A 20,577-nucleotide genomic window follows, 5' to 3' on the forward strand; every position below is an offset into this window, starting at 1 on the left:
TTATTTCTCTTCTACTTTTAGGCGAATGTTCACAAAATTATAAGCAGGCCAAGGACCGCTGTAATGAAAATCGGCTTTGTCTTTCCAGTTTTCATGCGCTTCATTTACTTTTTCATCAAACTTCGCTTCATCTTCTCGGTTAATTAAGAAAGACGCGTTTAAAAGCATCGTTTCGCCCGTTGGCTCATTTGCTTTTGCTGCTTCCGCTGCTTCTTCAAGCGGAGAAAACACATCTGTCTTGACTTCTTTTTGCAGGGAAGTAAACATCTTTTGAGCCATTCCTCCAAGTTGAATACGCTCATAATAACCGGCTGCTTCTGATTTTCCTTTTACGGATGCTGATACTTTCTCAAGTTCAGGATTTTCGTTTACTTTTTTCTCAAGCCATTCTTTTTTACCAATTACTTTTAAACCGACTTCAATTTTTCCTTTGATCGCTGGAAACAGCTTTTCAAACTGCGGATAAAGGTTTTCCAAAAGAACTTTTACGTCTTCTTTTGATTTGAATACATTCCCAAAGCTGATTGGAATAACCGTATCGTTCTTGTCCATAATCGCTGCTACTGCGTTTTGATGCATTAATAAATTTTGGCGATTAGGATGATAAATTTTCATCGGTACTTCAGCTGCTATCATAGCCGCGTCTTTGTAGCGAATCAAGAATGTTTCAGCTTTTGTTCCTTCTACTTCCACGGCACCAAATTCTTCGTCTTTATCCGTTTGAATGGCGCTAAAAATATAAATACCTGTTTCGTTTGTTTCACTCATGTTTTCAAGCTCCTTTACTTTTCTTCAGTGTCTATATTCTTACATTCTTCTAAAATGATTTTTTCGGCTTTGCTTTTTGCATTTTCTTCATCCAAACATTTGGTAAGCGGATGATGCAAAATATCGATACATAACGTTTGAAAATCTTCGTCACTTCCATCGATAGGAATGTCTTGCTGCGTGGCAAGGGTAGCGATCATAAGCGAAGCCCGCAGGCTAAGTCCGCTGCTGTTTTCGTCTCCAGAGCGGTTTCGCACGTTTGCTACGAGCGTTACAATTGTGCGCGCTTCATCTTCTTCTACGTCCGTTTTCTCCGTTAAAATCGCTGTCTCTCTGTCGATGTCTTTATAATCAATAAACATGGTAATTAACCTGTCGAGAAGCGCATCTTGCGTATCATATACGCCGGCATACTCAGCTGGATTGCTTGTGAAGATGACGCGGAAATCGGGATGCACGCGCACAAAAGGATCGGTCATTTTTACTCCATACAGCGGCAGCACGCCTTCTTCTAATATCGATAGAAAGATATTATTCGTCGCAGGCTTAGAACGAGTAAATTCGTCGTAAATCAGCGTATAGCCATTTTTTACAGCTTCAAGCAATCGGCCATCCTGCCAGTTTTCACTCACTTGTTCATCTTTTTTATAGACAGAACGAACGTACTGGTCGATTACTTTTTTGCTCGTGTATCCCGTAAAATCGCCAATTAAATCTTTGTTGTTGAGCTCGTGATTCCCGTGCATCAGCATTACAGGACGCTTTCTCTTTTTAGCAAGCGCTCGCGCTAAAGAGGTTTTGCCTCCGCCGGCAGGACCTGTAAAATGAATGGAATAGCCGGATTTTAAATAGCTCAGCGCTCTTGAAAGAACCTCTTTTGTCTCGTCATCTTGTATAAAAGCTCCACTGCCTTTTTTCCTTTTGTCTGTTAAGACGGTCATTTTTACGTTCCTCCTGCCATCTTATCGTTTATGCTTCAATGCCAATGGCGCTTCTATATCTGACGTCGAGTCGTTTGAATGAAATGACTTCTTTTTCTTTATTTACAAAGCACTCGTACGTTCCGAGCATTTCATCTTTGGCGTATTTTTTCATATATTCTCGCTCTTCAATGACTTCAACAATAACTCTCCAACCTTCATCTTCAGTAGCTTCCACCGAGGTAATTTTATGAGGAGGAGCTACGTGTTCACCGAAAAAGTCGTTCACGGCTTGCATAATTTTTTTAATTTCCATTTTTAGTAGCCTCCAATAGTTAGATCTAAAAGCTGGAACCACCCTCAAAAAAGGAAGGTTCCATACCACTTCATATTAAATACTAAAACGCGGCTGCCCTTCACTTGAATTTGAACGTTCAGGAAGACCGTTTTCTTCTACGTCGTCACGAAGAAGCCCTACTGCTTCTGCATAGCGTAACCATGTATCAACACTGGCAATAACCACTCGCGCTTCAATCGTTAAAATTTCAATTCCTACAACAGAAACTCTTGCAAAAGCATCAATAACAATTCCTTTATCTAAAATACGGTCAATGACTTCTGCTAAACTTGAACTATTAGTACTTTTTTGAATAGACATATCTCATTTCTCCTTTCGCTTATGATCCCATTGTTTTTAAATCTGTAGATGATTTAATATCATTAGAACTTTTAATCTTAGTAGAGCTTTTAATATCCGTTGCTTTTTTAATCTGATTTACGCCTTTTATTTTCCGCTTATTTTTTGACTTCTCTTTATCGTCTGAAGAAGAAACTTTTTCTTGAAAGTTTTCTCCAGCTTCTTTCACATCGCTAAGCTTATCTTTTACTGATAGTAAGACGTCTTGGAGCTTTTCTTTTGCGTCTTCCCCTTTGCCGTGTACCTTTTGGGCATTTTTTTCTTTTGTTTCCTGCAGTTTTTCTGACGCTTCATTTGCTTTTTCCTGCAGTTTCCCTTCAGTTTTTTCGACAAATTTTTCTTTCGCTTTTTCTTTAACCTTTTCTTCTACCTTTTCCTTAACAGGTTCAGGCGTATGATCGATGATCTTTTTTCCTGCTTTTAAGGCTGCTTTCTCCACATCTTTTTTATCCATGAAATTCCCCTTCAGGACGGATATCTTACTTCTTCGCGTCCATGAGTTTGTTTAGCATCTCTTCAATGCGCTGCAGCTGGTCATTCATATTTTTATTTTCTTCTTTTAGCTCTTCGTACTGAGACGTTTCCATTTCTGCGCTTTGGCTGACTTCTTCCTGCGAATCGCCCTGTTCATTTGATGCATCATCTTTTTTCTTTTTAGGTGCCAGCAGCTTGCTTAAATTGTCTTTTTCAAGATATCCTGTAGCCGTCTGCCTTAATGCTCCCATCGCTTGCTGCGTTAGAATATCCTGTGCGTTTCTTCTTAACTCTTGTCCTGTCGCACGTACAATTTCTGATTGTCCTAAGCGGCTGAGTACTTTTTTACTCGTTTGAGGACTTGAAAGAAGTCCAATTCCCGCTCCTACTACGCCTCCTAAAATAGCAAGATTTAAAGAGTTTTGCGTTTTTTCTTCCTGCTGCTGATTTTCTTGTTTTTCACTTTGCACATTGTTATCAGTTGTTGACATGTTTCATCCTCTTTTCTCTTATTATTATTTATTTAATGAATTTCCTTACGATTAAAAGACTTAAAAGCTAAGCCCTGCTCCTCGCTCCTCTGTTCGGCCAGGCAGCCCTTCTTCCTCTACTTTGTCGGTTAATAACCCAACGGCTTCTGCGTAGCGAAGCCACGTATCGACACTTGCAATAACGACTCGTGCTTCAATCGTTAAAATTTCAATTCCTACGAGTGATACTCGGGCAAAAGCATCGATGACAATCCCTTTGTCGAGAATTCGATCAATCACTTCTGCTAAACTAGAACTATCTGTACTTTTTTGAATACTCATTTTTAGCAGCTCCTTTCGAAATTTAGCTAAATGAATGATGCTACTAATGAACCTGCTTAACTTTTTAAGTAAACATACTTTTGAAATATACTTTTTAGCCCTCTTTCAAACATGAATAATTTGCTAAAAAGTAATTTCTGAAAATAAATTAGAAAATTATTCTACTACGTATAATAATTAACAGTTAATTATTGGATGAAATTTGCGCGTAAATCCTTCTATTAAAGCTTTCATCAAGATTTCAATCCCAAAATAAAACAATAAATACATTATTGTTACAATAATATTACATTATAATTTAAGGCATATTATTATTCGATACACCATGACATATTTTGATATTTTTAACTATTATGGAATATTATTGTTCGGTTAATGTGTTTAAATCAGTGCATAAAAAAATCTGCCGCACTGCGACAGATTTCTCCTACATATCATACGTTCTATAAAATCATTCCGGTTAAAGGAGCTTTCGGGTTTCCATCATGATCTGAGTCTTCTTTGTCTACTAAAACAAGCAAGCTGCCTTCTTTGACTGAATCATTATATTGTTCGGCCTGCTGTTTTGGAATTCCCATACTTACTAAAATACCAGACAGACCTCCTACGCTCGCACCAGCTGCCGCACCTGTTAATGTAGCTACAATCGGACCAGCCGCCACAATTGGACCTATTCCCGGTATGGCAAGAGCGCCGGCACCTGCTAATATTCCGGTCAAGCTCCCTAGCGTACCTCCGGTAAGTGCTCCAGTTGCTGCTCCTTCTGCTTTTGTATTCGTTTCTTTCTGAACGTTTTTGGTCTTTTTATGTTTGCCGATGATAGAAATTTCCTCCGATGCATACCCTTCTTTTTTTAAACTCTCTACGGCATGAACTGCGTCTTGTTCCGTTTCGTATATTCCCACAACATTCTTTGCTTTTGCTTCCATACTATCTCCTCCTCATTAATGTTGTGTGTACCCGAGAGCATTACTTTGAAACGTTTTAAAGAGTAAGTATTTCTAAATAAATAACGCCAAATCACTTTTCATTTAGTGACTTTCTTCTCTTCTTACCAAACAGCTTTGCATAACAAAACCCTAAGAAAATAGGCGTTCTTAGGGTTTTGGCTTAAGCAGCTGCCGGATTCTTTTTCACAAATTTCATAAACAGTCCGCGAACTAAAGGACCCATGATGAGAAGCTGAAGCGGGTATGCCACGATAAAGTTTTTCATAACGATCAATGCATAGCTTGAAAGAAGCGGCTCTCCGTCTAAACCTTTTGTAAGTGACATCGTAATTAACCCGTATACAGACATGCAAAGCACCATTCCGATCACCATACATGATGACAAAATCAACACGACTTTTAACTGTTTCGATTTATCAAACGGCAGTGAAAATGCTACTTTTTTTGCTACGGGACCGACGAAAAAAGTTTCGACAGCCATTGCGACTACAAACGTGATAACCAAGTTCAAAATACCTTCTGCAAGCGTGATATGCCCGATGACGTCATTCATTAACATGTTATACACCGTCATCACAAGCACCATCCCTCCGCACATCATCATTCCAAAATACATACTTTCTTTTTTAGTTGTTGGCACTTTCCTCATCCTTTTCATGTTTTTTACTTGGCTTAGTATAGCTTTTTATCTTCCTTCTTCGTAAGTGAACAATTTGTGAACATTTATGGAGAAAATCCCCTGTGATTAAAAAACGGCACAGGGGATTTTCTAAACGAAAGCGGCTGCTGCCCCTTTTTTGTGGAGGAATGAGTATGGAAAATCTAATCTGCCCCTTTGAAACTTTAACAAAAAACCCCCGCTCTATAGACTAAAGCGGAGGTTGGTTTTATAGAGATTCCGTGTGAGATCCGGGCGGGATTGGCGTTTGGGTGCGGAATACTTTTTCCCATTTCGAGACGACGATACAGGCAATGGCGTGGCCTGGGACGTTGACTCCTGTTCTGGCCATATCCATAATGCGGTCCACTCCTGCAATAATTGCCACTCCTTCAGCCGGCAGACCTACTGCGTTGGCTGTTGCTAAAAGCACGACAAGTGAACCTGACGGGACAGCCGCAATTCCTTTACTTGTCATCACCAGTATAAGCATCATAAATAATTGCTGAGATAATGGCATATCGATGTTAAAAGCCTGTGCTAAAAAGACGCATGAAACGGATAAATACAAAGTAGATCCATCACAGTTTAACGACAGGCCCGACGGAATAACGAACGACACGACTCGCTTAGGACATCCGTACCTTTCCATCCGCTCCATCAGCTGTGGCAGCACCGTTTCTGTACTTGTTGTGGAAAACGCGATAAGAAACAAATCCCAAATCATTTTGAATACTTCAAAGTAGTTGAATTTGAATAAAAACCCAACAAGCGGAAATAAAACAAATAAAATAATAAAAAGACCTAAAAAGACGGTTCCAATTAGCTTTAGCATTGGAAGCAGAAGTGCAATGCCGTATTGCCCTACAGATGCAGCCATTAGCGCTAGTACACCAAGAGGCGCTGTGACCATAACAATTTGCGTTAATTTAAACATAATTTTAGCCGTAGATTCAAAAAATTTCATTGCAGGTTCGGATGCTTTACCAACTCCTGAAGCGGCAACACCGAATAAAATAGCAAAGAAAATCACGGCTAGCAAATCATTTTTTGCCATCACATCTACGATATTTGTTGGAATGATGTTCAAAATCATTTGTTTAAAGTCTACGACTTTGTCGGTGTACTGAGACAATTCACCAATATCTTTTTTAACAAGATGAGAAAGATCGAGGCCTACTCCGGGCTTTAGCAAATTCACTAACAGCAGCCCAATTCCTAATACGATGGTAGTAATGATTTCAAACCAAATAATCGTCTTTAATCCTAGACTCCCCATTTGCTTCATACTGCCGCTTCCCGCAGCACCTATGACGATGGTTGAAAAGACAATCGGCACCACAATCATTTTAATGAGGCGGATAAACCCGTCTCCTACCGGCCTTAAAGCCATTCCGAAATCCGGAAAAAAGTGCCCGATGACAGCTCCGATTACTAATGCAATTAAAATTTGAAACGCTAAAAACTTTTTCACATTTCTCCCTCCCCTTTGACTTCATGAAACGGACAACCATTCCATTAATATCCAAATTCCATACACTTTATGTAAGTTCGGGACATTGGGCTAAATTCCTTCTAAAATAGACAAAATGGTCTATATATTTCACCTTACCCGTTAAAATGCATAAAAAAAGTCAGGATGAAAGTCTTCTTCATCCTGACTTTTTTATCGTTATGCTTTTTTCACAAACTGAGATTTTAAGCTCATCGCTCCAAATCCGTCAATTTTGCAGTCGATGTTATGATCGCCTTCTACTAAACGAATGCTTTTTACTTTCGTTCCGATTTTTACAACCGATGAGCTTCCTTTTACTTTTAAGTCTTTGATGACGGTAACTGAATCTCCGTCTTTTAAAAGATTACCGTTTGCATCTTTTACAGTAAGCTGCTCTTCCGTGCTTTCTGTTTTTTCATCTTGTCCCCATTCATGCGCACATTCCGGGCAGACAAACAGGCTTCCATCTTCATATGTATACTGTGATTGACAGCTTGGACAATTAGGTACATTCATTTTCTTTTCCTCCACCAGCTCGTAAACAATAGTACGGTCACGAGATTACATTTTTTATCTGTTTTATACTGTCACAGTTTTATAGAATTAACAAGCTTTTCTATTTCCTTGCTGCTGATGTTTTCTTTTCCAAATAAGTGAGCCGATAAACAGAACAAAACCCGCTCCAAAGACAAGAAGCTGATCTAAATAAAGGTCACCTGTTTTTACATACCGTATAATAAATAATCCTCCAAACATGAGCATCAGCATACATGAAAACCGAGTGAGGTATGAATTGATTTCCATCTTTCATTCCTCCTTTTTGTAAGACTTTTTGTTACGAAAAAAACACGAACCATATGCCGAATGTAACCGCATATAACGGTAAAATGACGGCTAGTTTTTGCTTCCACCCTTTAAAAAAAGAAGAATTACGAGGCGCAAACCAAAGCTCTAACGTGCCCCCGCTGCTAGTATCGCAATCACAGTCTCTCCTAACTCCATACACACTCCTCACTTTCATTCTACGCACTTGAAGCTAAGCGCAGCGTATATAGTAAGTCTCATCATTATAAAAGAGCTTATAATCGTGATGCATACGAACTTTGAATACTTTTTCAACCATACATTTATTACCATTATATCATAATAAAAGCATTTTTGAGACTTTTTATACATGTAAATTATTGTATAATGAAAAGTAGACAAAGAGAAAAAAGGGAAAGATTTTTTGAAGAAAACTCAGCTTGTTTTTGTTATTACCCTGCTTATTGAAGATGGATTAACCTATGCGTGCTCATCTTTTTTGTCTATTCGCTTTATTGAGCTTATGTTTTTTAGCGGACTTTTGTTTTCAGTTTTGACTTTTTGGTTTTAGCAGCGGAAGCAACAGCGCTCATTCTCACTATAAAACTCATTCCATGAGGCTAATGTCTGGAGCCAATATTGAACATAATCCGTTTCGTTTGCGCTGGACGGCTTATTTTCTTGCTTCTTTAAGCTTTACCGGAGTGGGCCTGATTTTTTTTATTCTGCTGCTGACGGACGTTATTCCTCCAGTAAGCTAAAAACCTGCTCTTTACAGAGAGCAGGAACTTACGAGAACAGCTTGAGAAGCAGGCATTTTCGCTTTACTTTATTCGCAACAGCTTGAGTCACATGATCTTTTAAAGGCCGAGTCAATATTCGTTTCAGCGGATGTTTTAGCATCCGTTTGCTCACTGGAACTTTAAAGATAACGCTGAGGACCACTGTTGCTAAAACCGAAAGCAGCAAGACCGCAAAAGGCTTTTTTTGAAACCATCTCGAGAAGATAAGCATCATTACGTAAATAAGTGCTGACCACCCTAAATGCCAGCCGTGCCTAAAGGTAATGGCTTTACACCTGAGTCCAATCCATTCTACAAATGAAGCTGTACATACCCATTTTGCGATATACTTCACCTGTTTGACGAGTGTGGGCGGATACGTAGCTAAAAACGACCAAATCATAAGAGGTGTAATGAAGATAAGGTGCAGCACGCGCAGTCCTTTTAGTGAAAGATGGGAAGATTTAAAATCCCAAAGCAATTTATCGTTACAGAGAAAGTAATAAAGAATATTAAAAAAACTCACGTACAATCCCCCAGCATAAAGCTCGTGAATTTTTTTCCACGTTTTCTTTTGGATATTTTGAAAAATCAGCCATAGAAGGATAGAAATATGCACCTTTGTTCACCTCTCTAACATCGTTTTTAGAACCTCTGTTATTGTATTTTTATTTCTTCCTGCTTCTTTTCAACTTTTCGAATCCATCCAATCACCATTCGATTAAGATACGATTTTAACGTCACGCTAGCAATGGTGTGGTACCACATCCAGCCAGTTTTCCATTCGATAAGCTTCGTTCGTTTTTCAGCCCATAATTCAATAAAAAACATCGGGATCGTAAAAAGCATAATTTTATATAAAACTTTTAACCCTTTATCGTAATACGTAGCTTGATTAATCATGACGGATATCATAGGATACAGCAAAAAATCGAACAACACGTTAATTCTAAACTGTTTTTTCAATAAGCGAGTTGGATATCGAAGAAGGCCGTGAGTTACAATAAATTTATCAATAATACCATTTGTTAAGGCGTTAAATACATAGGCCAGCAGCCAGTCTTTAATCGGTGGTTTTCTAAATAAAAAAGGGAGAATCCCCAGGGCGATAAGTAGCATTACACGTAAAAATTCCACTTCAAACTTTTTATTTCTCATCACCTTTTCGCTCCTTTCACCAAGTGTTGTTAGCCTACCTTCATGTCAGTTGGCAGCTTGAGACGGCTGTTCTCACCACGCTCAATTATTGCTTATGTTAATTTATAAAGATACGCAGCAGCGTCTAATGTAAATTTCCCGTACATAACCCCTAAGTTCACGTTATCCATACATACGTAAATGTTTGTTTTAGTTTTAAGTTCTTGGAAGAGATTTATACATGTGGTTGAGACATGAAAGAAGCCCAACTCTAATGAGTACGGGCTTCTTCCTCCACCTATTGTGTTTTTTTAAACGTTACCATCCAGCTACAAATCCATCCGTTCGTGATTCACTTCCTCCGCATAGCACGCCGCTTTCAGGATCTCTCCAAATAATCTGTCCGCGCCCAAATGCCATTGAATCCACGGCTACTTCAATTTTATGTCCTTTTCGTTCAAGCGCTTGTGCCACGTGGGATGGAAAAGCCGGCTCAATAAGCACCGTTTTATCTTTTTTCCACTGCCATCTTGGCGCGTCTAAAGCGGCTTGAGGATGAAGATGAAAGTCAATTGTATTCATGACAACTTGCATATGTCCCTGCGGCTGCATAAAGCCTCCCATCACGCCAAACGGTCCTACGGGCTCATTATTTTTGGTGAGAAACCCTGGAATAATGGTATGAAACGTTTTTTTATTAGGAGCAAGACAGTTATCGTGATCAGGATCCATTGAAAAATTGTGGCCGCGGTTTTGCAAGGCAATTCCCGTTTCTGGCACAACGATTCCAGAACCAAAGCCCATATAATTACTTTGAATAAATGAAACCATGTTTCCTTCTTCATCAGCAGTTGCTAAATACACTGTTCCGCTTCCAACAGGTTCTCCCGCTTCAGGCTGCAGGGAATGTTCTTTTATAAGGCCGCGGCGATAGCTTGCATAGGTATCAGACAGCAGTTCGCTAACAGACACGCTCATTTTTGCTTCTTCCGTAATGTATTTTTCCCCGTCCGCAAACGCAAGCTTTATCGCTTCTATTTGTTTATGATACGTATTCACAGCATCTTTTTCTTGAAGCTCAAAACCTTTTACGATATTTAATGCCATTAACGCAATAAGCCCCTGACCGTTCGGAGGAATTTCCCACACATCATATCCACGGTAGTGAGCGGAAATCGGGTTCACCCACTCAGGCTCATAAGCAGCCAAATCTTCTTTTGATAAAAAGCCGCCGTGTTTTTTACTGAATGCATCAATACGATCCGCAAGCTCGCCTTTATAAAACGCTTCTGCATTTGTTTTGCCAATGAGCTGAAGCGTACGGGCATGGTGGATGGATGACCACATTTCTCCTGCTTTTGGTGCTCGTCCATTTGGGGCAAACGTTTGAAACCATGACTCAAATTCTTCGCTTGTATGTATTCGTTTGAACGTATCGTACGCTTGTTTCCATTGTTTCGCGAGAGTAGGCGCTAGCGGAAATCCTTCTTTGGCGTACTGAATAGCAGGCTGCAGTACTTGAGAAAGAGGCAGTTTGCCAAATCGCTTCGATAAAGCAGCCCAAGCAGCCGGAGCACCGGGAACCGTAACGGGAATCATTCCGTACTTAGGAATATCTCTGTATCCTTTTTCCTTTAACGCATCAATGGAAATAGACTGAGGAGAAGGGCCGCTAGCATTCAGTCCGTACAGCTGATCATTGGTCCAAACAAGCGCAAATGCGTCTCCTCCGATTCCATTTGACGCGGGCTCTAACACTGTGAGGCTTGCAGCTGTGGCGATTGCTGCATCAATTGCATTGCCGCCTTTTTTTAAGATATCAAGGCCTGCCTGCGCTGCAAGCGGCTGAGATGTAGCTACCATTCCTTTTTTAGCATAGACGGGAACTCGGGATGATGGATATGGATGATAATGCGGATCATAGTTCATAAAAGCGCCTCCTTTTTAGATATTTAAATTTTCTGAATAATATAACTTCTTTATTTTACCATATTCATAACGCATCGGCTTTTTTTATCTTAGAATGACATGACTCTTTTTACCTAAAATTGGTATACTGATAGAGTACAAGAATCGCCAAGGAGGATGATGTATGAAAAAAGTAAAAGCTGCCCTTCCACTCGCTGTTTCTTTAGCACTCGGGCTTCAAGTACTCCCTATGTCCACTTCATCTGTTCAAGCTGAAGCAGTGGCAAATGCGGCTCATCATTCAGCAAGAATTGAAGTCAAACGAGCAAACGCATTTTTAACGAATGTAGCGAACGGCAAAGCAAAAGAAGCTAAGCGCTACTTTTCCCGCAGCCTGCAGTCCAAAATGAGTGAAGACAACCTAAAAACATGGTGGTCAGCTCTAACGGCTCAGTTTGGTTCTGTAAAAAAGATTGGTATATCTGTACAAGGTGAGGTCAATACCGTTCATAGAAATATAGAAATTCCAATTGAATTTGAACACGTATCAGCTACTTTAACCGTTCGATTTAGTCAAAATCGGCAAATTGATGATTGGCGAATCGTACCGGAGGAGCGCCAGTTTTCGTTTTCTACACCGCCTTATGACATCCCTAAGAATTAAATCGGCAAAGCACCTTACGAACTTCCAGCAACGCTCACTCTTCCAACACGCTCAAAGCATCAAAATGTACCCGTTGTCATTTTAGTTCATGGATCAGGTCCTTCTGATCAAGATGAAACGTTTATGAGCTTAAAGCCGTTTCGAGATCTTGCTTCAGGACTCGCTTCTCAAGGAATCGCCGTTTTACGCTACAACAAGCGTACATACGAACATGCAGCTAAAATGTCCGGTGAAAGTAAAATAAACGTCGACAATGAAACAACGGATGACGCCGTACTCGCAGTCAAAGCAATGGCGAAACAAAAAGGCATCGACAGCCGCAATATTTTTATACTAGGACACAGTCAAGGCGGCATGATGATGCCCAGGATTTTAAATCACACGCCAGATAAAAGCGTGCGCGGCTCTATTTTACTTGCTGCACCGAGCCGCACACTTCCAGAGTTAATGCTTGAACAATTTGCCTATCTTGTATCGCTGAATCAGCTTCCGAAAGAGCAGCTTGCTTTTTTCCAACAGCAGTTTGCCATTTTACAAGATCCAAGCTTTTCACCAGCTCAGCCGCCAAAAGAATTCCTGCTTGGCACGCCTTATTTTTGGTATGACTTAGCTCACTGGCAACCTGCAGAAGTCGCAAAATCTCAGGATACGCCTCTGCTTTTTTTACAAGGAGCGCGTGATTATCAAGTAACGACGGAAGATTTTGAAGGCTGGAAACAAAGCTTATCTCAGCGTTCTAACACTTCTTTTAAGCTTTATCCAATGCTCAACCACTTTTTCACAGAAGGAACTGGTGAAAAAAGCACGCCCGATGAATATGCTGTTTCAGCCAACATTCCTTCGTATGTCATTAATGATATTGTCAAATGGGTTCGTGAAACGCAAAAGTAAAGAAAAAAGAGCCGCTTTGCCCGCTCTTTTTTCTTTATTTCTTATTTAAGATGATATGTGACTGATCGGAAGAAGCGGTGGATTTTCTTCCTTTTCCCCAGCCTACAGCTTCCCGGTAACTTCCAAGCAGATGCTGGTTTATTACATGCTGGTTTATTACATGCTGTTCGTTTACTTCTACAGTTTGTTCAGCTAAAGGCGTCACATATAAAGCATCTACCGGACAGTACAGTTCACACATAAAGCAAGTTTGACAATCGGATTGACGAGCTATGGAAGGAGCACCTCCCATTCGAGAGCGGTCAAAGACATTTGTTGGACAAACGGATACACAAAGATTGCAGTTAATACATCGGTCTTCACTAAGAAGCTCGATCATTAAATAACCCCCTTTACGTGATTAGAAGATTTTGTACCTAAGGGTCTCGCCCAGACTTCCTGTACGCCTCCGCTTAGAATACGGTAGTGTTGCTTCGAATCCATAAACGGAAAATCGTCACGCCGGTGCATTCCTCTCGTTTCTTTTCTTTCTAATGCACTTGTATACATCCATCGCGCCGTTGCCGTCATGGCCGCAAGCTCTCGACTTCTCACGATGTTTCTTTCTTTATCATAAACTCCGTTTTTCAACTCATTCCACACTGCATTTAACCTCATAAGTGAATCTTGCAGTCTTACTTCTGAACGGAACCAGTTTCGATCATACGGAAAGACTTCGCGTTGAACCGATGCTATCATTTCTTTCGTATCAGCTGCATCAGAAGAAGCTACTGACTTTGTGACTCCTGACGCTTCTGATAAGCCTTTGGCATGTCGATTTGCGGCATTTCGCCCTTGCTTAACAGCAAATGCTGCCGCTGCTTTTCCTGACCAGCAGCCTGAAGAGATAGCCCACGCTGCATTATGGCTGCCTCCTCCGGTAAATCCTCCGCAAATTAATTCGCGCGTTGCCGCATCTCCGGCTGCATATAAACCTGGAATGTCGGTTCTGCACGTTTCATCTGCAATGTGAATACCTCCTGTTCCTCTAACGGTTCCTTCAAAGCGCAAGGTGATTGGAAACATTTGAGTAAAAGGATTTATATGAAGACGATCAAATGATAAAAAGAAATTTGGCTGTGATAAGCGCATGGCTTTTTGAATACGTTCATCCGCTTTGTCCAGCCTTGCATAAACGGGCTGGGTCATTAACGTTCTGGCAATGATGGAACGTCCTTTATGAGAACCGGCTCCTTCAATCACTGTACCGTCTTCATAATAAAATGTAGCCCATTTATAAAATGCAGATTTTGTGATTGGAGAAAAAGCTGGCGAAATCGAATAAGCATTTGAAAACTCCATGCCGGAAAGCGCCGCACCTGCTTCTGTAGCTAATAAGTAACCGTCTCCTGTTAAAACATTTGTACCGAGTGCTCCGCTTAGAAATGCACACCCTCCCGTTGCAATCACAACCGCAGCAGCCTCCACTCTCCAAGTTTCTTGCGTTTGATTATTGATTCCGCAAGCGCCTGCCACACCGTGTTCATCTGCAAGAAGCTCCAGTGCCGGGCTATGGTCCAAAATCTGAACCCCTGCTTTTTGAAGCTGCCGCCGCATTAACCTCATATATTCAGGCCCTTGAAGCGTCGTTCTCTGAGAAATCCCTTTTTCGTCTACTGGAAACGGATAGCCAAAATGAGCTAATTCATTTACTTGTTCAAACGTACAATCAAGCACTCGTTTCATCCAGCTTCTTTCGGCTAAATATCCCCCAAGCGCTTCCCTGCTTTTCATTGCTTTCATCTGTTCATCAGAAGTAGGCTTTACATACCAAACTCCTGTACCAGAAGGCGCAGTTGCTCCGCTCGTTCCGCAATATCCTTTATCAACAAGTACAGCTTTTGCACCTTCTTTAACTGCTTGCAGAGCTGCCCATGCACCAGCAGGGCCTCCTCCAATAATTAATACATCAGTATGAAAATGAAAGTCGGCAGTCATATACGGATCCCCCTCTTAAAATGTTTACGCTCTCAAAAACCTTACTTATTATCCACTCGACTATTTTCCTCATCGCTAAATCTATACCAACTATTCTGTTCCAGAATTCAACTCTTCCATAATACCCATTCAATATAAAAAGGAGACCAGTCCATTTGTTTCACCACAATGGTCTGGCCTCCAGTTGCCTAGTAGGCGCGTTTTTTCGTACAGCATCACTAATACCAAGTAATTCACTTTGTTTAATTATATATTAAAAGTTTATGCTAGGATTGTCAATGATTATGTTATTCTTAGAATTTATTTCGATTATTTTTATCTCTTATTGACAACTCTATGAATTTTTTGGTAAATTAATCTCACTAAACATATAGGATTTAAAAACCTACCAGTCAACTGGAGGCTCTCATTCTTTTTAAAAGATGAGAGTCTTTTTTGTTTAGAAAAACTTAAAAAGGAGGGATAAAGTGAAAAACACGTTGGTGGCAACTAAATCATTTAAAGTAAAAGGACTATCTTTTCTGAGTGTACTTATGATCCTCCTGCTTTGGACGCTTTTAAGTACACTTAAATGGGTAGATCCAATTTTTCTACCTACGCCTCAGAGCGTTTTGCATTCATTTATTAGTTTAGTAGTAGAAGGATACAAAGGAACATCTCTTGTTACTCACTTGTCTGCAAGCTTGTATCGGTTATTTACAGCCTTGCTGCTTGCTTTGCTTACAGCTATTCCGCTTGGGATTATATGTGGCTACTCTAAATACATACTGGCAATTTTTGATCCAATTATTGAATTTTATCGTCCGCTTCCTCCGTTAGCTTACTATGCACTTCTTGTTTTATGGTTAGGAATTGATGAAGGATCTAAAGTAGCACTACTGTTTTTAAGTGCCTTCGCTCCACTATTTATCGCAACAGTTGCAAGCGTACAACGCGTACCGCAGGACCGAATTAACGGGGCACTAACATTAGGTGCATCAAAGTTTAATGTATTTATTCACATCATTCTTCCATCTGCTCTGCCGGATATTGTGACAGGACTACGCACGTCCATTGGAATCACCTATGCAACGTTAGTCGCTGCTGAAATGGTTGCAGCTACTTCAGGAATTGGCTGGATGGTACTTGATGCAAGCAAATATATGCGAAGTGATATTGTCTTTGTGGGCATTATTATCATGGGTCTAATCGCTATACTTATTGATAGCATTATTCGCTTTTACCAACGCTTAGCCTTTTCATGGGTAGGAAAATAGAGCTTACTTAGGAGGAACATCGATGAAAAAAGGAATACTTGGTTTATTGCTATGCTTTATATTAGTCGTTTCCGGCTGTTCGAGCACTACATCTGGTTCTGAAAATGATGTACCGAAAGAAATACGTTTAGGCTATCAAGCTTCACCTAATGGAGAATTGTTAGCAAAAGCCCGTGGCTCATTAGAAAAGAAATATCCAGAAACTCAAATTAAATGGATTAAATTTGAGTCAGGCCGAGATATCAACAATGCCATTGCGGGAGGAAGCATTGATTTTGGGCTCGTTGGAACACCGCCCGGCGCAATAGGAGTGGCTAATAAACTTCCTTACAAAGTGTATTATTTACATGATATTATCGGCGAAAGTGAAGCCTTAATAGTAAAAAAAGGTGCGGACATAAAATCTTTAGAGGATTTAAAAGGAAAAAAAATTGCCACTACTTTTAGTTCAACGGCCCACTACAGCTTACTAAGTGCGTTAAAAAACAAAAACATTGATCTTAAAAAAGAAAATATCACACTATTAGACATGCAGTCTCCCGATATTTTAGCCGCTTGGAATCGCGGTGATATTGACGGTGCGTATGTATGGCAGCCTCTGCAAACAAATTTAATTCATGCTGACGGAAACGTGTTGATTTCATCCAAAGAAGTAGCCAAGCAAGGAAGCATTACAGGAGAATTTGGAATTGTTCATGAGGATTTCGCTAAAAAATATCCGAATATTGTGAAAGGATATATTTCGATCTTAAATGAATCCGTTAACTATTATCACAAAAATCCAGAAAAATCAGCAGAACTATTGGCTAAAGAATTGAACTTAACACCAAAACAAAGCTTAAAAACGATGCAGCAGCTAACCTGGCTAAATAAATCAGATCAAAAAGCATACTTTCAATCTAATGGTAAGTTGGCGCATGTGTTAAAAGATACAGGAGATTTTCTAGAAGCTCAAAAAGATATTCCTTCTTCTCCCGATTTAAAAACGTATCAACAAGCACTGCTAAATAATTTTTCTAAATAGTAGCGGGAAGTATCTCTTGCGGTCAGTCGAGGGATACTTTCTCGGTCAAAAGGAGTGATACATTTGAAAACTAGTGTTGCTGTTGAAGAAAGACCTAAACGTGTCCATAAGCCTAAAGTCGTCGATGTAAAAAGCGTTGATTTCGCTTATGCTCAAACAAAACGTGAGCATCTCATACTACAAAATATTAATCTTTCTTTATATGAGCATGAGCTTGTTTGTGTATTAGGGCCATCTGGATGTGGCAAATCTTCACTTTTAAATATTCTAGCAGGCTTCCAACATCCTACAACAGGTACAGTCATGATTCATGGAGATGAACAGACCAAGCCTAATCCAGACGTTGGCGTTGTTTTTCAGCATCCTAATCTATTTCCCTGGCTGACTATTGAAAAAAACATTGAATTTGGATTGAAGATGCAAAAAGTCACCAAAGAAGAACGTAAACAGCTTGTTGCAAATTACCTGCAGCTGGTTGATCTAACGTCTGCTTCTAAAAAACTTCCCCATCAGTTGTCAGGAGGAATGAAGCAGCGAGCAGCCATTGCTCGAACACTCGCGACAGACCCTAAAGTTATTTTAATGGATGAGCCTTTTAGTGCTCTTGATGCGCTAACGCGGGAAGCGATGCAGCAACATTTATTAACCATTTGGAACCAAACAAAAAAGTGCATCTTTTTTATTACTCATGATGTAGAAGAAGCTCTTAAACTCGCAACTCGAATCATTGTGATGCACCCAAAGCCCGGAAGAGTCGTCTTAGATACGCAAAATCCATTACAGTCGGGACGTTACGAAGAAGGAACTTTTCAATATCACGAAAAGTTCATGGAACTGCGACAGTTTTTCATTTCAAAGATAAGAGAACAAGCATAAGGAGATGAACACAGTGTCTAATAATCTTTCTAGCTACCCAAGGCCACTTCAGTTTCTTAACCGCGAGGTAAAAGAAGGTCCTCGTTTGTTAAAACGGTTGCCAGATGGTGTTGAAGAAAAGCCTTATACTTTCTTTTCCATCAAGCCCCTCACACCGATTATCGGTGCTGAAATCGAAGGTCTAGATTTATCCAAGCCTCTTGCAAAAGAAGTGCAAGAAGAATTAAATCGGGCTTTTTTAGAATGGAAAGTGCTTTTTTTTCGCAATCAAGAAATTACAAGCGAACAACATCTTGCTTTTGCAAAGCTATGGGGAGATCTTGAAGTACACCCTTTTTACAAACCTGCTTCACAAGAGCAAGCGAAAGAAATTGTACAATTCTCTAGAAATCAGAAACAAGGAGGATCTGAAAATGTTTGGCATGCAGACGTCACATTCCGCGAAAGCCCTGCTAAAGCTTCAGTACTTCGATTAATTGAAGTGCCTCCTGTGGGCGGCGATACGCTTTGGGCAGATATGGCTGCAGCATATGACAACTTGCCTGAGTCCATAAAAAAACAAATTGAACATTTGAAGGCTATTCATGACTTCACTCCTTCTTTTGCTCATTTATTACAACCAGATGAACTGAAGGCTTTTCAACGAGAGTTTCCAGCGGTTGAACATCCTATTGTACGTACTCACCCTGAAACAGGTCGTAAAACGCTTTTTGTCAATTCATCCTTTACTACTCATGTTGTAGGTTTAGAACATTCTGAAGGCGAACAGTTACTTCAATCTTTGTTTAGGCAAGCTCATGTTCCAGAATACCAAGTACGGTTTCGTTGGGAAGTAAATTCAATTGCCTTTTGGGATAACCGTGCAACACAGCATTATGCTGTATCGGACTATTATCCTCATATCCGAAAAGCTGAGCGCGCGGCTATTATTGGCGATCGTCCTTTTTAACATTCGTTACATGCAGATTGGAGGTTAAGAAATGGGAAGCAGCAACACACACGTAATTCAATCGCGTCAAGACATTATCAACTTTGTTAATTCAAATCCAGTTACGTCTAAAAGCTGGAAAATCATTTTGGTAGCTTTAGGCGGCATTTTTGTCGACGCCTATGACTTTACCAGTCTCGGAATTGGAGCTGATCAATTAAAGGAACAATTTAACCTTTCTCCTGCGGGTCTTGGAAGCCTCACCGCTATTATGGCCTTTGGCGCTTTGTTAGGGGCTACTGTAGGAGGATATTACACCGACAAATTCGGCCGCAACAAAATGTTTTTAATTGATTTATTTTTTATGGTGTTCGCAGCTCTTGGCGCTGCTTTAGCGACTGATCTAGTTTGGTTATTTATCTTTCGGTTTTTAATGGGTGTAGGTGTAGGGCTAGATGTTCCGGTAGCGCTCAGCTTTATTGCGGAGTTCAGCAATTTAAAGAAAAAAGGTCAATACGTGAACTTGTGGTGTCCCCTGTGGTACGTGGCCGCAACTGTTACTGGACTTGTTGTTCTGCCTTTTTATCTGCTCGGGCAGCATGAGGATATTTGGCGCTGGTCAGTAGGATTTGGAGCTGTTGCTGCACTAATCGTGCTAATTTTGCGCTACCGCTACATGGATGAAAGCCCGATGTGGGCCGCTCATCACCTTCCCCTTAAAGAAGCTGTCAAGGTATTAGAGAAAACCTATGACATACAAGTCACGGTGGCTAAAAATGCAAAAGAAGAACCATTATCTCGTTCAAAAAAACTGTCTTACAAAGCTATTTTCCAAGGAAAGTATCGGGCTCGGACATTTCTAGCTTCCATCATTACGGCTACTCAAAGTATGCAGTACTTTGCCGTTGGCTTCTATATCCCAACCATTTCCACGCTTATTTTTGGCAAAGGAATGATTTATGCAATTATCGGTACTCTTTTCTTTAATTTATTTGGTATTATTGGCGGCTTTACACAATCAAGGCTAACTGAACAAGTCGGCATAAGAAAACTTGCCATTACAGGGTATACCATTTGCTCTTTAAGCTTAGTCCTGATGGGGCTCACAGGCGATACACATTTTATTGCGCTGCCGATTTTATTTATTGCTTTATTTATTTTTGGTCAATCTTTTGGCCCCGGAGCGCAAGGAATGACAATGGCCACTCTTTCTTACCCGACTGAACTGAGAGGACTGGGCTCTGGATGGGGGCAAGGAACAACGCGTATCGGCAGTATTTTAGGTTTTTACTTATTTCCGGTTGTCCTTTCAATTGGCGGGATCTATACGACGTTTCTCGTCCTTACAATCGTTCCCGTTATTGGATTGATCGCGACGATTCTTATTAAGTGGGAGCCTATTGGCACAGATGTCGAAAAAGAAGAAGAACAAGGATTTGAAAGCAATAAAAGCTTTAGTAAAAAAAGCGAGGTCTATCATTAACCATCATTCTAGTAAAAACGGAAAACACGCAAAACACCTTCAAGTGCAGTATGCTTGAAGGTGTTTTTTTCTT

General features: G+C 40.3%; 25 protein-coding genes. 8 read left to right on the forward strand and 17 right to left on the reverse strand.

Translation table 11 applies throughout. From position 1 onward, the window contains the following. From MKY06_RS16800 to MKY06_RS16855, 12 genes are all read right to left on the reverse strand, one after another. The gene (locus MKY06_RS16800) at positions 1-768 is read right to left on the reverse strand and encodes a GvpL/GvpF family gas vesicle protein (protein WP_098476100.1); all 768 of its coding nucleotides are present in this window, start codon (positions 766-768) and stop codon (positions 1-3) included. A 14-nt stretch (positions 769-782) separates the two neighbouring features. After that, the gene (gene gvpN / locus MKY06_RS16805) at positions 783-1,709 is read right to left on the reverse strand and encodes a gas vesicle protein GvpN (RefSeq protein ID WP_013057995.1); all 927 of its coding nucleotides are present in this window, start codon (positions 1,707-1,709) and stop codon (positions 783-785) included. 28 nt (positions 1,710-1,737) lie between these two features. Next, positions 1,738-2,004, reverse strand: a complete 267-nt coding sequence (gvpO, locus tag MKY06_RS16810; RefSeq protein ID WP_098277683.1) for a gas vesicle protein GvpO — start codon at positions 2,002-2,004, stop codon at positions 1,738-1,740. A gap of 75 nt (positions 2,005-2,079) precedes the next feature. Then, positions 2,080-2,346, reverse strand: coding sequence for a gas vesicle structural protein GvpA (gene gvpJ / locus MKY06_RS16815; protein ID WP_013057997.1), 267 nt, complete (start codon positions 2,344-2,346; stop codon positions 2,080-2,082). 19 nt (positions 2,347-2,365) lie between these two features. Further along, entirely contained in the window at positions 2,366-2,839 is a 474-nt protein-coding gene (gene gvpQ / locus MKY06_RS16820; protein ID WP_098196729.1) for a gas vesicle protein GvpQ, read from the reverse strand. Positions 2,840-2,864: 25 nt separating this feature from the next. Further along, positions 2,865-3,350, reverse strand: coding sequence for a GvpT/GvpP family gas vesicle accessory protein (gene gvpT / locus MKY06_RS16825; RefSeq protein WP_013057999.1), 486 nt, complete (start codon positions 3,348-3,350; stop codon positions 2,865-2,867). A gap of 60 nt (positions 3,351-3,410) precedes the next feature. After that, positions 3,411-3,671: a gas vesicle structural protein GvpA gene (gvpA, locus tag MKY06_RS16830; protein WP_013058000.1), complete on the reverse strand. Its 261-nt coding sequence runs from the start codon at positions 3,669-3,671 to the stop codon at positions 3,411-3,413. A gap of 443 nt (positions 3,672-4,114) precedes the next feature. Then, complete coding sequence (locus tag MKY06_RS16835; RefSeq protein ID WP_098277684.1) at positions 4,115-4,600, reverse strand: general stress protein; 486 nt, start codon at positions 4,598-4,600, stop codon at positions 4,115-4,117. A gap of 181 nt (positions 4,601-4,781) precedes the next feature. Next, complete coding sequence (locus MKY06_RS16840) at positions 4,782-5,261, reverse strand: hypothetical protein (RefSeq protein WP_013058002.1); 480 nt, start codon at positions 5,259-5,261, stop codon at positions 4,782-4,784. 247 nt (positions 5,262-5,508) lie between these two features. Further along, on the reverse strand, positions 5,509-6,753 hold the full coding sequence (gene gltP, locus MKY06_RS16845; protein WP_013058003.1) for a glutamate-aspartate/proton symporter GltP: 1,245 nt from the start codon (positions 6,751-6,753) through the stop codon (positions 5,509-5,511). Positions 6,754-6,951: 198 nt separating this feature from the next. Continuing rightward, positions 6,952-7,290: a zinc ribbon domain-containing protein YjdM gene (locus tag MKY06_RS16850; protein ID WP_013058004.1), complete on the reverse strand. Its 339-nt coding sequence runs from the start codon at positions 7,288-7,290 to the stop codon at positions 6,952-6,954. Between the two features lie 87 nt (positions 7,291-7,377). Beyond that, positions 7,378-7,578, reverse strand: coding sequence for a hypothetical protein (locus MKY06_RS16855; RefSeq protein WP_013058005.1), 201 nt, complete (start codon positions 7,576-7,578; stop codon positions 7,378-7,380). 623 nt (positions 7,579-8,201) lie between these two features. Here MKY06_RS16855 and MKY06_RS16860 point away from each other — a divergent pair. Beyond that, positions 8,202-8,339 carry a hypothetical protein gene (locus MKY06_RS16860; protein ID WP_225518879.1) on the forward strand — a complete coding sequence of 46 codons (138 nt, stop codon included), beginning with the start codon at positions 8,202-8,204 and terminating at the stop codon, positions 8,337-8,339. A 28-nt stretch (positions 8,340-8,367) separates the two neighbouring features. Here MKY06_RS16860 and MKY06_RS16865 read toward each other — a convergent pair whose 3' ends face one another. The 3 genes from MKY06_RS16865 to ggt all read right to left on the reverse strand — a co-directional run bounded on the left by MKY06_RS16865 (position 8,368) and on the right by ggt (position 11,426). After that, on the reverse strand, positions 8,368-8,886 hold the full coding sequence (locus MKY06_RS16865; RefSeq protein ID WP_223268998.1) for a hypothetical protein: 519 nt from the start codon (positions 8,884-8,886) through the stop codon (positions 8,368-8,370). Positions 8,887-9,017: 131 nt separating this feature from the next. Then, on the reverse strand, positions 9,018-9,518 hold the full coding sequence (locus MKY06_RS16870) for a CBO0543 family protein (RefSeq protein ID WP_029323011.1): 501 nt from the start codon (positions 9,516-9,518) through the stop codon (positions 9,018-9,020). Between the two features lie 297 nt (positions 9,519-9,815). Further along, positions 9,816-11,426 (reverse strand): gamma-glutamyltransferase, encoded by a 1,611-nt coding sequence (gene ggt / locus MKY06_RS16875; RefSeq protein ID WP_064471880.1) that lies wholly within the window; start codon positions 11,424-11,426, stop codon positions 9,816-9,818. A gap of 163 nt (positions 11,427-11,589) precedes the next feature. On the opposite strand from ggt, the gene MKY06_RS16880 reads away from it, so the two are divergent. Then, positions 11,590-12,069 (forward strand): DUF3887 domain-containing protein, encoded by a 480-nt coding sequence (locus MKY06_RS16880; RefSeq protein ID WP_340960980.1) that lies wholly within the window; start codon positions 11,590-11,592, stop codon positions 12,067-12,069. A 78-nt stretch (positions 12,070-12,147) separates the two neighbouring features. Next, a complete protein-coding gene (locus tag MKY06_RS16885) occupies positions 12,148-12,960 on the forward strand; it encodes an alpha/beta fold hydrolase (RefSeq protein ID WP_340961759.1) in 813 nt (270 codons plus the stop codon). A gap of 34 nt (positions 12,961-12,994) precedes the next feature. Here MKY06_RS16885 and MKY06_RS16890 read toward each other — a convergent pair whose 3' ends face one another. Together MKY06_RS16890 and MKY06_RS16895 are read right to left on the reverse strand one after the other, a co-directional pair. Continuing rightward, positions 12,995-13,339 (reverse strand): ferredoxin family protein, encoded by a 345-nt coding sequence (locus MKY06_RS16890; protein WP_340960982.1) that lies wholly within the window; start codon positions 13,337-13,339, stop codon positions 12,995-12,997. Further along, positions 13,339-14,937, reverse strand: coding sequence for an FAD-dependent oxidoreductase (locus MKY06_RS16895; RefSeq protein ID WP_064471882.1), 1,599 nt, complete (start codon positions 14,935-14,937; stop codon positions 13,339-13,341). Before MKY06_RS16895 ends, MKY06_RS16890 begins: the two co-directional genes overlap by 1 nt. Positions 14,938-15,404: 467 nt before the next feature. Between MKY06_RS16895 and MKY06_RS16900 the strand changes: the two genes are divergently transcribed. The 5 genes from MKY06_RS16900 (at position 15,405) to MKY06_RS16920 (ending at position 20,504) form a co-directional block, all read left to right on the forward strand. Beyond that, positions 15,405-16,193, forward strand: a complete 789-nt coding sequence (locus MKY06_RS16900) for an ABC transporter permease subunit (protein ID WP_013058014.1) — start codon at positions 15,405-15,407, stop codon at positions 16,191-16,193. Positions 16,194-16,215: 22 nt separating this feature from the next. Further along, the gene (locus tag MKY06_RS16905) at positions 16,216-17,217 is read left to right on the forward strand and encodes a taurine ABC transporter substrate-binding protein (protein ID WP_098277688.1); all 1,002 of its coding nucleotides are present in this window, start codon (positions 16,216-16,218) and stop codon (positions 17,215-17,217) included. 63 nt (positions 17,218-17,280) lie between these two features. Next, positions 17,281-18,093: an ABC transporter ATP-binding protein gene (locus tag MKY06_RS16910; RefSeq protein ID WP_098277689.1), complete on the forward strand. Its 813-nt coding sequence runs from the start codon at positions 17,281-17,283 to the stop codon at positions 18,091-18,093. Between the two features lie 13 nt (positions 18,094-18,106). Continuing rightward, entirely contained in the window at positions 18,107-19,042 is a 936-nt protein-coding gene (locus MKY06_RS16915) for a TauD/TfdA dioxygenase family protein (protein ID WP_013058017.1), read from the forward strand. A gap of 31 nt (positions 19,043-19,073) precedes the next feature. Further along, positions 19,074-20,504 (forward strand): MFS transporter, encoded by a 1,431-nt coding sequence (locus MKY06_RS16920; RefSeq protein ID WP_013058018.1) that lies wholly within the window; start codon positions 19,074-19,076, stop codon positions 20,502-20,504. The last annotated feature ends 73 nt before the right edge of the window (positions 20,505-20,577 follow it).

Source organism: Priestia sp. FSL P4-0332 (assembly GCF_038005845.1).
Classification (GTDB): Bacteria; Bacillota; Bacilli; order Bacillales; family Bacillaceae_H; genus Priestia.